Origin of the sequence: Pantoea eucrina (genome assembly GCF_002095385.1) — a bacterium.
GTDB lineage: Bacteria > Pseudomonadota > Gammaproteobacteria > Enterobacterales > Enterobacteriaceae > Pantoea > Pantoea eucrina.
Window position 1 is genome coordinate 73,528 of the sequence record NZ_MIPP01000004.1, and the last position, 12,707, is coordinate 86,234.

At 52.0% G+C, this 12,707-nt stretch carries 12 protein-coding genes; 4 read left to right on the forward strand and 8 right to left on the reverse strand.

The genetic code is table 11. The features are described from left to right. The first annotated feature begins 9 nt into the window (after positions 1-9). From HA43_RS03590 to HA43_RS18985, 4 genes are all read left to right on the forward strand, one after another. Positions 10-1,485, forward strand: a complete 1,476-nt coding sequence (locus HA43_RS03590; protein ID WP_094110985.1) for a type I restriction-modification system subunit M — start codon at positions 10-12, stop codon at positions 1,483-1,485. Then, on the forward strand, positions 1,485-3,245 hold the full coding sequence (locus HA43_RS03595; protein ID WP_094110986.1) for a restriction endonuclease subunit S: 1,761 nt from the start codon (positions 1,485-1,487) through the stop codon (positions 3,243-3,245). The genes HA43_RS03590 and HA43_RS03595 overlap by 1 nt, the downstream gene beginning before the upstream one ends. 10 nt (positions 3,246-3,255) lie before the next feature. After that, the gene (locus tag HA43_RS03600; RefSeq protein WP_094110987.1) at positions 3,256-4,359 is read left to right on the forward strand and encodes a PDDEXK family nuclease; all 1,104 of its coding nucleotides are present in this window, start codon (positions 3,256-3,258) and stop codon (positions 4,357-4,359) included. Positions 4,360-4,837: 478 nt separating this feature from the next. Then, positions 4,838-4,996, forward strand: coding sequence for a hypothetical protein (locus HA43_RS18985; protein WP_169713298.1), 159 nt, complete (start codon positions 4,838-4,840; stop codon positions 4,994-4,996). Between the two features lie 239 nt (positions 4,997-5,235). On the opposite strand, the gene HA43_RS03610 is transcribed toward HA43_RS18985, so the two are convergent. The 8 genes from HA43_RS03610 to HA43_RS03645 all read right to left on the reverse strand — a co-directional run bounded on the left by HA43_RS03610 (position 5,236) and on the right by HA43_RS03645 (position 12,690). Then, positions 5,236-6,540: a tyrosine-type recombinase/integrase gene (locus tag HA43_RS03610; RefSeq protein WP_094110989.1), complete on the reverse strand. Its 1,305-nt coding sequence runs from the start codon at positions 6,538-6,540 to the stop codon at positions 5,236-5,238. A 601-nt stretch (positions 6,541-7,141) separates the two neighbouring features. Continuing rightward, a complete protein-coding gene (locus HA43_RS03615; protein ID WP_158086427.1) occupies positions 7,142-7,726 on the reverse strand; it encodes a VasL domain-containing protein in 585 nt (194 codons plus the stop codon). Beyond that, a complete protein-coding gene (locus HA43_RS03620) occupies positions 7,687-8,496 on the reverse strand; it encodes a type VI secretion system ImpA family N-terminal domain-containing protein (RefSeq protein WP_094110991.1) in 810 nt (269 codons plus the stop codon). The genes HA43_RS03615 and HA43_RS03620 overlap by 40 nt, the downstream gene beginning before the upstream one ends. A gap of 104 nt (positions 8,497-8,600) precedes the next feature. Continuing rightward, on the reverse strand, positions 8,601-9,026 hold the full coding sequence (gene tssE, locus HA43_RS03625; protein WP_094110992.1) for a type VI secretion system baseplate subunit TssE: 426 nt from the start codon (positions 9,024-9,026) through the stop codon (positions 8,601-8,603). Continuing rightward, positions 9,026-9,565: a type VI secretion system lipoprotein TssJ gene (gene tssJ, locus HA43_RS03630; protein ID WP_094110993.1), complete on the reverse strand. Its 540-nt coding sequence runs from the start codon at positions 9,563-9,565 to the stop codon at positions 9,026-9,028. The genes tssE and tssJ overlap by 1 nt, the downstream gene beginning before the upstream one ends. Next, positions 9,540-10,637: a type VI secretion system baseplate subunit TssG gene (tssG, locus tag HA43_RS03635; RefSeq protein WP_094110994.1), complete on the reverse strand. Its 1,098-nt coding sequence runs from the start codon at positions 10,635-10,637 to the stop codon at positions 9,540-9,542. The genes tssJ and tssG overlap by 26 nt, the downstream gene beginning before the upstream one ends. Then, positions 10,592-12,355 (reverse strand): type VI secretion system baseplate subunit TssF, encoded by a 1,764-nt coding sequence (gene tssF / locus HA43_RS03640; RefSeq protein ID WP_094110995.1) that lies wholly within the window; start codon positions 12,353-12,355, stop codon positions 10,592-10,594. Before tssF ends, tssG begins: the two co-directional genes overlap by 46 nt. Positions 12,356-12,372: 17 nt before the next feature. Next, a complete protein-coding gene (locus HA43_RS03645; protein ID WP_128083774.1) occupies positions 12,373-12,690 on the reverse strand; it encodes a hypothetical protein in 318 nt (105 codons plus the stop codon). Positions 12,691-12,707: the final 17 nt, after the last annotated feature.

Here is a 12,707-nt window from a genome sequence, read left to right on the forward strand (position 1 = left end):
GCAACAAACATGTCTATCAGTTCAGTTATCAAATCCTTACAGGACATTATGCGTAAAGACGCCGGTGTGGACGGCGATGCGCAACGTCTGGGTCAGCTTTCATGGCTGTTGTTTTTAAAAATTTTCGACACTCAGGAAGAAGAGCTGGAAGCCATAATGGATGCGGAAGAATATCGTCTGCCGATTCCCGCACGTTATCTGTGGCGCAACTGGGCGGCTGATGCAGAAGGCATAACGGGCGACGCGCTGCTTGAGTTCGTCAATGACGATCTCTTCCCTGCCCTGAAAAACCTGCCTGCACCTCGTGATAAAAATCCTCGTGGATTTGTGGTGCGGGAAGCTTTCAGCGATGCCTATAACTATATGAAAAACGGCACGCTGCTGCGTCAGGTGATCAACAAACTGAATGAGATCAATTTCGGCGACAGCAACGAACGCCATCTGTTTGGCGATATCTACGAACAAATTCTGCGCGATCTGCAAAGCGCCGGTAACGCTGGTGAGTTTTATACACCACGCGCCGTTACCCGCTTTATGGTTAACCGTATCGACCCCAGACTGGGCGAGCGCGTGATTGACCCTGCCTGCGGCACTGGCGGATTTCTGGCTTGCACGGTTGACCATATTAAAGCCAACTACGTTCACAGCACCGATGATCATCAAACGCTACAGAAGCAGATTCACGGTGTAGAGAAAAAGCAGCTCCCGCACCTGCTTTGTACTACCAATATGCTGCTGCACGGTATTGAAGTTCCGGTACAGATTCGCCATGACAATACGTTAAGCAAACCACTCTCTTCATGGGATGAGCAGTTCGATGTGATTGTTACCAACCCGCCATTTGGCGGCACCGAAGAAGATGGCATCGAGAAAAACTTTCCCTCTGAAACGCAAACGCGTGAAACTGCAGACCTCTTCCTGCAGTTGATTGTTGAAGTGCTGGCGGATAAAGGACGCGCCGCTGTCGTCCTTCCGGATGGCACGCTATTTGGTGAAGGTGTTAAAACCAAAATCAAAAAGCTGCTGACAGAAGAGTGCAACCTGCACACCATCGTACGTCTGCCGAATGGCGTGTTTAATCCCTATACCGGCATCAAAACTAACCTGCTGTTTTTCACCAAAGGCCAGCCGACTCAGGATATCTGGTTCTATGAACATCCCTATCCTGAAGGCGTGAAAAACTACAGCAAAACTCGTCCGATGAAGTTTGAAGAGTTTCAGGCAGAAATTGACTGGTGGGGCGATGAAGCGGACGGCTTTGCCAGCCGTGTTGAAAACGAACACGCCTGGAAAGTCAGCATTGATGATGTTATTGCACGTAACTTCAACCTTGATATTAAGAATCCACATCAGGCAGAAGCAGTCATCCATGATCCCGATAAGCTGCTGGCGCAGTATCGGCAGCAGCAAACCGAAATCAACCAGCTGCGCCACCAGCTACGCGATATCCTCGGTGCCGCGCTTGCGGGCAAGGAGGTCAACTGATGTCTTTTGAACAACTGATCACCCAACATATCGATACCTGGACTTCTGCCTTGCAGACACGTTCAACGGCGGGACGCGGCAGCAACGGCAAGATTGACCTTTATGGCATTAAAAAGCTGCGTGAGTTGATTCTGGAGCTGGCGGTGCGCGGCAAACTGGTGCCGCAGGATCCGAATGATGAACCGGCATCTGAGTTGCTGAAACGGATTGCCGATGAAAAAGCCGAGCTGGTGAAGCAGGGGAAGATTAAGAAGCAGAAGCCTTTGCCGGAAATCGATGAGGATGATAAGCCGTTTGGATTACCGGTGGGTTGGGAGTGGGTAAGATTAGGCGACTTATCTAGTAAAATCACAGATGGAGTTCATCATACGCCAAAATATATTGATAATGGCGTTGCATTTATTTCAGTCAAAGATATCAATGGGGATAGTATATCCTTCGATAATTGTAAATATATCTCTCAAGAACAACACGATGAAATAAATGCAAGATGTAACCCTGAGGAAAGGGATTTATTAATATGCAGAATTGGCACATTAGGAAGAGTAACCCTTGTAAATACAAACAGGCCTTTTAGTCTTTTTGTAAGTGTCGGCCTGATAAAACCTGTATCAACTTTAGTAAACACAACTTATTTACATAGGTTATTTTACAGCCCGTGCATGCTTTCACAATTAGAGAATATTAAAGTTGGTGGGAGTCATACAAACAAACTAAATCTAAGCGACATTCCAAACTTACTAATTCCTTTTCCATCCATAGCTGAACAAATTCGCATCGTAGACAAACTTAAAGATCTCATGTCCCTCTGCGACCAACTGGAACAGCAATCTCTGACCAGTCTGGACGCACATTCCCAGCTGGTTGAAACGTTGCTGGCAACACTCACCAATAGCCAAAATGCCGAAGAGTTAGCCGAAAACTGGGCGCGAATCAGCCAGCATTTCGACACGCTGTTTACCACCGAAGCCAGTATCGACGCACTTAAACAAATTATTTTGCAACTGGCGGTAATGGGTAAACTGGTGCCGCAGGATCCGAACGATGAACCTGCATCTGAACTGCTTAAACGTATTGAGCGGGAAAAAGTGCAACTGGTGAAAGAAGGTAAAATTAAAAAACAGAAACTTTTGCCACCAGTGAGTGACGATGAAAAGCCATTTGAGTTACCGGTGGGGTGGGAATGGATAACCCTTTCACATTTAGGTAGTTTTTCAGGTGGTAAAACCCCGAGTAAGATGAGAGGCGACTATTGGGACGGCGATATCCCTTGGGTGACACCAAAAGATATGAAAACGCGACTAATAACGACCTCAGAGGATTTTGTTACTAGCTTAGCAATTGAGGATGGATTGGGGAAAGTATCTCAAGGTAGTTTGTTATTTGTAGCAAGAAGTGGAATACTGAGAAGGACTTTTCCTGTTGCAATAACAGCTATTGAATGTACTGTTAATCAAGACATGAAGGTTTTAAATCCTTTTATTTTAAATATCAACAGCTATATTATTCTAATGATGCAAGGATTTGAAAAGTATATACTTAACAACCTTACCAAGGTTGGAACTACTGTTGAAAGCCTATTATTTGATGAGTTTGCTTCCCATCCTTTTATGCTTCCTCCTTTAGAGGAGCAATTTCGCATCACTAATAAAGTAAATGAAATGTTGAGGATTTGCGATGCTCTTAAATCCCGTCTGCAATCCGCCCAGCAAACTCAGCTTCACCTAGCGGATGCACTCACTGATGCAGCCTTAAACTAAGGAACAGACGATGCCGGTTCATCATGCTATCTGGCGGGTAAGTGATACCCCCCAGCCACTGACTATCAGCAAACTGGCCAGCGAGAGTTTGCTGGAAAGAATGATCTTGAACAACCCAACCATTCTTTCAGATCAGTGGATGATTATCGGGCATCAGGAAAATACGCTCGATAAGGGGCGTATTGATCTGCTGGCGATAGCGCCTGATGCCTCGCTAATCCTGATAGAGCTGAAACGCGACCGCACACCGCGCGAGGTAGTCGCTCAGGCGCTGGATTACGCTTCATGGGTAGATGATTTAACCGCAGACCGCCTGTCACAAATTTATGAAAAATTCTCTGGCGGCGGTAATCTGGGTGACGCCTTTAAGCAACGTTTCAATACTGAGTTAGAAGAAGAGTCTATTAACCAGTCGCATCAAATCATTATCGTAGCGGCGGAACTGGATCCGTCCACCGAACGCATTGTCGACTATCTAAGCAAAAATGGTATCTCTATTAACGTGCTGTTCTTCAAAGTCTTTCAGCACGGGGACGAGCAGCTTTTAAGTCGCGCCTGGCTTCTTGATCCCAGCGAGACGCAAACTAACGCTGCTCAAGCCACCGCAGGTACGAGTGCTCAATCAAAAGAACCCTGGAACGGAGAGTTCTATGTCTCGTTCGGTGACTCAAATAGTCGTAACTGGGAAGAGGCGCGCCGTTACGGCTTTATCAGTGCCGGTGGCGGAAGCTGGTACAGCCAGACCTTAAAACAGCTTCAGCCCGGTAAACGCGTCTGGGTTAACATCCCAAAAACAGGTTATGTTGGCGTCGGTATTGTGCAAAGTGCCGTTGAGCCAGCCAGCAGCTTTACAATCAATACTGAGGCTGGTGAAAAACTCGCGATGGACGTGCTTAAACATGGAAACCTATATCGCGATAACTCAGGTGATCCCGATGTATCTGAGTATTTTGTTTCAGTGAAGTGGCTTGAAACCCGTAGTGAACAGGATGCAGTAAATGAACTTGGATTCTTCGGTAATCAAAATACCGTTTGTAAACCGACAACGCCAAAATGGCGACACACTGTTGAAAGGTTGAAAAATCACTTCATAAACTGGAATACTAACGAGTAGAATTTTTCGGAATTAAGGTGAATGGATTTTAATAAGGATCATAACAATGCGTAAAATCCTCCAATCCGAATACACGTTCCGGCGGTCACACGAAGGTGTGGCTGCCCCGACGGTATATTCGGGAATTACCCATGCATACAAGAAATCGATCGTTTCGTCGCCATCATATGAAAAGGCTCAAAACTAAACGCGGTCGCTATAATAATGCGGCTTACAGCTGGCCTGAAGGCGCGACTATCGTCAATATCGGTAAGGCTTATCATACGCCATGCCTCTGTTCATGCTGGATGTGTGGACATCAGCGTTTTCATCACGGAATGAACATGCAGGAAGTGAGAGCAAGAGCCAGGTATCAGGATTAAGCAACTAAGCCCACCTCAATGGTGGGCTACCTCCCGGCATACATCCCCTAATAAACCATCTTGTAAGCTCATCTCCCACCCACTACAAACCCGATAAGCACAATGAGGACCTCACAATGCAAAGTCGAGCCACCAGCGCCAAAATCACTAAGCAACAAATTTGCCGCTCCGTTGCTAGCTCAACGGCTATTGAAGCGGGTGAAGCTGTGCAGAAAATTGAGCAAAATCTTAAGCAGTATCAAGATAAAGCAAAAGCTATCGGCTTAGCTCGCTAATTCGGCAAAATATCGTCAACAAGCTGTATCATCGGCATATAGCTGTCAGCGATTTCGGCCTGAATAGCCTTCAAAACGCTTTATGCTTGCCAAAAAGACTGTAACCCAGCATCTGCCTGAACTGATAACACATCAAAATTTACTTCATCGATAATGCCCAGTCTATTCAATAATACGCTGTCCGATGAAGCAGACTGGCGTATGCTCTTCAAAGAATTGAGACTATCTTTGGCCAATTCTCATCCTCTCTGAAATAAATTCACGACATTGCTGGTGGCCTGCTCAACATGATTAACCCTGTTTTCCCACTGTTCTAATGCCCTTCTTTTCTCTAAAAGATAATCATAGCGGTCATAGTGTTTTGAACTGACATCCTGTAAAGCATGGTTTTGAATGCGGTCGCGCAGCTCTTTCGAGACACCGATTTCGCCCATCAGCGTTTTACAGGTCCGCCGTAAATCCCTCGCGACAAACACGGGGTTGTCAGGAAAATGCTCGCGATAATAGATGATGGCTTGAGCAAAGCTGTCAGTTCGTAGATGCTTGGCCGGATCCAGTCGCTGCGGGAAGATAAACGGACTATCGTTAACGTTTTCCACCTTCAGCCTTTCCAGAATTTCTATAGCTGAATCCGTTAATGGCACCAAATGGTCGCGCTTGTTCTTTGAGACGTCAGCAACTATCAACAGTGTTTTCTCTTCCCAGTTCACGGCATCCCACAGACTGGAAGCCAGTTCATGCGGGCGCTGGCCACCAGCGTATACACATAAATTAAGCAGCAAACTCACTGTGCTGCCGACGCTTGGCGTTTTAGGAAAGTCACCGATTAACTGTTGCAGATCCTTCAACTTCAACCAGTTGGTTCCCGCTTTTTCAGCCGCTGACTGTTTAGGGATGACACTCACCGGGTTCATTTCAAGCCCAAACATCACGTTTTGCTGGTGGTTGGCCGGATCGTTATCTGCTTTAAGCCCGTAGTTGAACGCTGCCATCAGATAAGAGCGCACGCGGTTCGCTTCAACGCTCGCCCCACGCTGAATGATGGCAGACAAAATCTGTTTGATATGTAGTGGGGTGACTTCATTAGCTTTGGTACCTTTAGCGATAAAGGAATAGGTTTCCTTCTCAAGACGGTATAGCACCTGCTGCCATGTCCGTTTTCCATCTTCCCGCATTTTGTTGGTGTAGCCCTGAATAAGCTGCTCAACACTGCCCTTTAACTGTTCAGCACGCTTTTGCTTTTCCAACGCGATTGCCTGTTCAGCTTTTTCGACCTTAGGGTTCTTCCCTTCCTTCAGCGTACCGGCATAACCTTTCGCAAGCTGGCGAGCCAGAGCTAACGACATTTCAGGGTAACGACCCAACTGAATGAAATGGCGCTTAGCATCCCAGTAGTAGCGATAGTAGAAAACCCGCTGCCCGGATGGCTCAACTTTAACGCCCAGACGCCCTGCTCCGCGCTCACCACTCTTGTCCCATACCTGATAAGCCGAGTCGCGCGCTTTCAGTCCGCGCACCATTGAGTCCGTTAGATTGTCTGCCAAGAGAGAGTCCTTACTAGAATTTTATTACCGTTTTCTGGGTGATGTAGCAGGTGATGTAAGGATGATACTGAAAGCAAAAACCCGGAACAACATGAAACGAAAGGATAGATATAACTTACTGTTTTATAGAATTTAATATACAAACATGGTTGAAGATGGAAAATGATGAAACATGCTATTCATATGACTCATAATCGCCTGGTCGCTGGTTCAAACCCAGCAGGGGCCACCAAATTTAATGATGAAAATCATACATTTAAGCCACCTTTCAGAGTGGCTTTTTTGTTTCCTGATTTTAGAGTGGCGGCAAAATGGCGATGGCAGAGATCAATGCCATATCAGAACTTCCCCACTTAATGCGAGAAAAGCCGATCCAGCGATTGAATTACTGTTGTGAAAATCTTTATGGCATGCTGTAAAGATTGTTCTCACCCAGGCTCTCTGTACCAGTCAGATTTATCACATCACCCGGAGAAGCACCGGACGAAATCGATAAAAATAACGATGAGCGCAGCGCTCACTGCCAGTGCAGCATGCCGGAGTAGATCATTCGGGATCACTGTCATTCACTCGCTGATAATAAGCAGATCGTCGGTTTTATTTAAGATCCGCTCTCCTGTGCCGCTGAGCCTCTCAATGCGGCTGCCCTGCGAAGGCGAATCATGTCGTATCGCGCCTGCAGTTCACTGATTGCCCGTTTAAACTGCGCTTCCCCGGCCGGAGAAGCAGAATCTTCATAGCGGCGCAGCCACTCTTCAGCGGGGATATGCAGGCTGAATGCCTGTTGTGTGGAAAATATTGCTGACTTCAGCTCGCTGACGGTCAGGTAACGCCCCCGCTTCTCATCAAGCGCATTGAGCTTTTCACTGAGCAGGCTGAGTTTTTCCATCCCCTGCTGCCAGGCACCTGCCGCTTCCGGCGAGGCTGTCATCGCCTCTCTCCTGGCGAGCGCGTCTGTCAGCAGCCGGCGCGTTAACTCTTCAGCCGGCCAGATCGAGCCTGCCAGCAGCGCAACGTCGGCGCTGTAGCTCCCCGCCCTGCCGATACCGGCGGCATCAAGCCGTTCAGCCTGTGTTTTGATCGTATTGATCCACTCTGCGGCGTTGATACGCCGATCCTGCCGGATGCCTGCCCGCTGCTCTTCCGTCAGCGGATGAGGAAGCGCAGGTACGGCAGCAGAGAGCATACGCGTATTTTCACCGGGCTGGCGGGCATAAAGCCAGCCGCCTGCGCCTGTTGCGACAACCACCAGCATAGCGGCCATGCCGGCGATAAAAGGCCTGATATAACGGCTGATGATGTCTGTTCAGGCGCTGATTCGGGATGAATAATAAAGGTCGGAGGCGTTGCCGTTACCGGAGCCGGGTCGGAAAGCGGCTCGCGCGGGCGGCTTCTGCGTGCGGTCGCCATGTCGCTTTGGCCCGGTGACGTCTCCGCGTTTTCGGCTGCTGTTCTGACTTTATCGCACAGCTGGCGGATACCGCTCGCGGCGTTGAGGCCCGCCTGCGCCAGATGCTGCTCAATCAGATCCAGATATGTTGCACACGCCTTCAGCGCGATCTGCGTATCAGGCTTCTCCGCCGGCCAGGTGCGTAACAGAAACTGCAGGCGCTGAAAGTGCATCCTCAGGATCGCTATCCGGTCTGCAGGCTGGTGGGGCCAGAGCGTCTGCCAGCGTGAGCGCATCAGTGCCTCCGTGACCCTGAGCCCCTCCTGCATCCCCTTAGCGCCGTCAAGATGAGAAAGCGCCAGCGTAAACCAGCAAACAGACTGCAGATCTGCTCCAGCCTGTCCGAAAAGCCGGGTGCAGCTCTCCATCACCTGCAGCCAGTTAATATCGGGCCGGGCGGGATGGCTGAGCTTCCTGATTTCGTTTTGCAGACAAATAAATTCGGGATGCAGGCGAGGGTCTCCGCCGGTCATCAGCACGTGCGGTTTCTGAGATGAAAAGGTCATAGTTATCCGCAGACCTGCCGGAAGCAGGTCCGTTATCAGAGTGTTAGCGGGAAGGTAAAGGCGAAGCGCCAGGCCGGCGATCTTATCTGGCTGGTGGCTATGGCTTAACGCATCACGTTCTGCTGGCGCAGATGCCGCAGCAGTACCTTTCCTCCCGGCATAAAGTCAGTGCCATAGCGCACCCTACCTACGACGTCCAGCCCGGCATCAATGGCATAACGCAGCTCACCGGGCTGCGTCTGTTCCAGCATCACCACATCAACCTGTTTCAGCCGGGGCTCATACTTCAGTAATACGTCAGAAAGAATATGTACCAGCTGATGTGCGGTGCCGGGCAGCCCCTGCAGGATGAGCGTCATATCCGGCAGGCCATAATCGGGCAGATGAGCCAGGGCGCCGGCGCGGGTGTTCAGAATGCGCTGCAGGTTATCCAGCACCGACAAAATCACCTGTTCCCGTTCGCTCACCGCATCCAGATCCAGGCCGCCGCTGAAATTGCCGTAAAGCATGTCGTAAAGTGAAGGCTGCATCAGAGTCTTTCCCCTTTTTCCGCTACCAGCGTTAGCGTGCCGTCACCCAGCTCAATCACCCTGGCTTTGTCCGGGTGGAGGTCTGCGCGGGTCAGCAGTATTCGCCACGTCTCATCCTGAGTATCTGGCGACAGAAACATTCCGGCCACCGCCACAAACCCGGTTCTCTCCTCCATGGGTACATCAATACTGACCGATTCGCCGGGACGCACCCGGATAGCCTTTTGCGCCAGCAGATCCGCTTTCAGAACCTGACTGCCAGCCGCTAACAGTGAAGGGTAGTCGGAGGCGTCAAAGGCCTGACGGTCGCTGAGTTGCCAGATGCGCACCACGGTTGAGAGCGCAGCGCCCTGCGCGTTGCGGTTGGCGCCTTCGCGGGCGCGGAAGTCGAGGTGCAGGGTGCGTATTTGTTTGTAAAAAAGAGATTTTGTGACGGACGCGGTGCCTTCGGATACTTTCTGCGTCAGGCCGCAGCCGCTGGCACTCAGCGCCAGCATCAGAGGAATAACTATTTTACCAGCGGTAGTCGCCCTGTTCATCTGTTTTAGTCCCTGAAGGTTGTTCCCGGACGCGCTGATAACGCCCGAGCGGTATAGTGAGTAAATCGGGTTTATGCGAGGCGTTAAGGTTCCGCAGAGGCAGCACCGCGGTGCGGCCCAGCTGCTGTGCCGCCTCCCTCCGGCAGCTCAGCTGCGCATCAGGCAGCAGGGCGCGGTCGACGCACAGCTCCAGCCGTGCATCCAGCTTTGCCCCCAGATAGACGTGGAGCAGCGCCATCAGATCGCCGTGTAACTGTCCGCCGGGCAGCCAGCCGCGCATCTCCTCCGGGTTATCGGTGAGCAGTCGCAGTAGTACCTGTCCGTTAACGTCGGTGGCATGCGTTCCCATGACCGGACGACGCATCAGGCTGACCGGCTGTTGCGTGCTCAGACGTAAACGGCAGGACTGGGGAATACGACGCGGATCCCACGGCACTATCTGCGCGCGCGTATCCGGTGCCAGCAGCGCCACCAGCGAGGAGAGCCCCTCTGCGGTCCGGCCAGGCAACATCATGACCGGCAGCAGCGCCAGAAAGCGCGAAACCGGTGTGGCGATGTTTTGCGCGCAGCCGTCTATTCCCAGGCCAGCCAGCCCCAGCAGGTACTGAGAGGTTTCATCGGTGCCGCCGGCGGCGAACGTGGCCGGATAGGTATATTTGCGCCAGATACGATAAAACTGCGTAGTCAGCCGGTGACTGAAGATATCCAGGAAATCCTGCAGCGCCTCATGCCCTTCACGCTGCCGGGCGATATCGTCGAGATAGTGCGTCGGCAGCGGAGATGCCGTGCCATACAGCCCCATAAAATTGATGCGTACGGTTGGAGGAAGGTGCGGATACCCGGCGGTTTCAGCCGCGCGAATTTCGCCAGCCGGAAATCCCATGCCAGGGTGCGGCCTGAACCGTACCGGCTCGTGTCGCACCTGCCAGACGCTGCCCGGAACCGGCGCTTCAGGATCGCACCTCTCCAGCAGCTGGCAAAAACGGTAAAAATTTATATGGGAAAGCTGGTCGCCCAGCCGTGCGATCAGCCGGGCAGACGCTGACTGTGATTCTCTTTCCATCGGATACATTTTCCTTCAGGCCGGACTATCAGCGAAAGCTGAATGAACTGATTCATGTCCGCATACAGTGACAGAAAGCGGTTAAGCATTTCACCAAACAGGTGGACATCGCCGTCACCGGTAAAACCGCTGCTGTCGAGCGTCACTTCAACATCGAGACCGCGCAGCAGATAACCCGACTCAAACCGCTGCAGACGATGCTGCTGCACGTCAAGGATCGCCTCCAGCCTGCGGTTACAGCGTTCATCATCCTGCCAGTTATAGAGCGCCAGCGTGCCGCGCAGCACCTCTGCGCTGTTCATCATGTTGATAAAGCCAGAGCCGAGATGGCTGAGCACCCGCCAGTGAAAGCGGTCCTCAGCGGGTGGATAAGCAGGCAGCGTCGGGCGGGTAAGATTGCGCACCGTCACCGGCGTCTGCAGCATCTGTTCGCAGCGATCCAGCAGCGTGCTCTGCAGCGCGCGACGCGGAAGCTGGCCGTTGGTACCGGTAATGCGCAGCGAGAGCGTGTCGCGGGAAAGCAGATCGTCTTTCTCCCACTGCTGACCGCCGAGGATCAGCCAGGTGTCATGCAGGCCGGTGACGCCCCGGCGCACGCGGGTATGAAAGTAACGTTCCGGAGCAAGACGACGCATCATACCGCCCCGGTGCCGGAAGCTGGTGAACGGAACATACTCAGCCGCACCGGTCAGTCCTGAACCGCTGACCGTATCCACCGAGTAAATTTCCGTGTGCCCATCCTGCAGGCGCTTTGCGCGCAGCAGATACTCGCTCTCCAGTCCGTTCACAATCAGCGGATCGGCTTCCAGTGCAAACAGGTTAATCACCGGCACGCAGTGCAGGCGCAGAGAGCTCTCTTTGACCGGTAGATCACTCTGCCACGGCTCGCTGAAGACCACCTCGATATCGACGTATGCCAGCCCGGGCGGAAGCGCGAGCGTCTCCAGCCCATTCAGATTTACAAAACGGAATTTCTCAGGAAAGGTGAAGTACTCCAGCAGCAGCTGATAGCCGCTGAAAGCGCTCTCCCCCTTTGGCCAGAGCCGGTCATCCTCGTCAAATCCGCCGGGGCTGAACCAGCCGTCAAAGGCCCTGCGCTCCGGCTGCCCCGCCTCGCGAATGTACAGCGCCGCCTGGCAGCGGGTCAGCCTCTGATGCAGTGCCGTCGCCACGGGCAGATCTTCTCCCAGCCACAGGCTCAGCTGGCGCAGGTCACACTGGCTCCAGTCCGCCTGCCCGCTGCTGGTCAGGCGCAGGCGCAGCACAGAGCGCCCATCCGGCTCAGTGCCCATAGCAACCCCGGTGACCGCCAGCGGGTTAAGCGTGACCGGCTTCGTGGTGCGATAGCGGCACACGGTATTTTTAGGCCCCACGGGACGGGAAAAGATCTCCAGTCCTGCAGGCGCCGTCTCTGCCATCTTCATTTTCGGCAGGTCCGGCGTCAGCGCCACTACTGCGAGCGATGGAATGGTGCGCAGATAGTGCGGCCAGAGCATGCTGACCAGGCCTTCGGTCAGCTCCGGCAGGTCATCATCGATCTTCTGACGCAGCCGTCCTACCGAGAAGGCAAAGCCCTCCAGCAGGCGCTCCACAAACGGATCCGGCGTTCCGGCACGATCCAGGTTGAGCATCGCGGCGCGGTCAGGGTGCGTTTCGGCAAACTCTTTTGCGGCGTCGCGCAGATAGCGCATTTCAATATCGTAATAGCGCAGCGTTAAGTCTTTCATATTCTGACGAGCCTCTCTTATTTGAACGCACCCAGACCAGTCATAAACCGGAGAAACGTCAGCGATATCGGAAAGAAAATAATGTCCGCTGCAGCCGCAACCGGGGTAAGAACCACATTAGTCAGAATATTACCGGCATGAATATTGATGACCTGTTTATCGGTCCACAATTCAATTTCGTACTGACTGGCAGTTTTACTCAGCTGAGCGCTTTTTAAATTGACGAGCTCTGCGTGATTGATGACGCCTTTTATTTCTTCCCTGCTGACAAACGTATTATCAAAATAATGAAAGCCTGTCGGCTGCATATTCTGTATTTCTGTTAATGTCATCATTCCTTTGAACCATTTAT

Coding starts and splice junctions, on each gene's coding strand:
- HA43_RS03590 (WP_094110985.1), top strand. CDS start 10: ATGTCTATCAGTTCAGTTATCAAATCCTTACAGGACATTATGCGTAAA.
- HA43_RS03595 (WP_094110986.1), top strand. CDS start 1,485: ATGTCTTTTGAACAACTGATCACCCAACATATCGATACCTGGACTTCT.
- HA43_RS03600 (WP_094110987.1), top strand. CDS start 3,256: ATGCCGGTTCATCATGCTATCTGGCGGGTAAGTGATACCCCCCAGCCA.
- HA43_RS18985 (WP_169713298.1), top strand. CDS start 4,838: ATGCAAAGTCGAGCCACCAGCGCCAAAATCACTAAGCAACAAATTTGC.
- HA43_RS03615 (WP_158086427.1), bottom strand. CDS start 7,726: ATGCTCTCTGCTGCCGTACCTGCGCTTCCTCATCCGCTGACGGAAGAG.
- HA43_RS03620 (WP_094110991.1), bottom strand. CDS start 8,496: ATGACCTTTTCATCTCAGAAACCGCACGTGCTGATGACCGGCGGAGAC.
- tssE (WP_094110992.1), bottom strand. CDS start 9,026: ATGCAGCCTTCACTTTACGACATGCTTTACGGCAATTTCAGCGGCGGC.
- tssJ (WP_094110993.1), bottom strand. CDS start 9,565: ATGAACAGGGCGACTACCGCTGGTAAAATAGTTATTCCTCTGATGCTG.
- tssG (WP_094110994.1), bottom strand. CDS start 10,637: ATGTATCCGATGGAAAGAGAATCACAGTCAGCGTCTGCCCGGCTGATC.
- tssF (WP_094110995.1), bottom strand. CDS start 12,355: ATGAAAGACTTAACGCTGCGCTATTACGATATTGAAATGCGCTATCTG.
- HA43_RS03645 (WP_128083774.1), bottom strand. CDS start 12,690: ATGATGACATTAACAGAAATACAGAATATGCAGCCGACAGGCTTTCAT.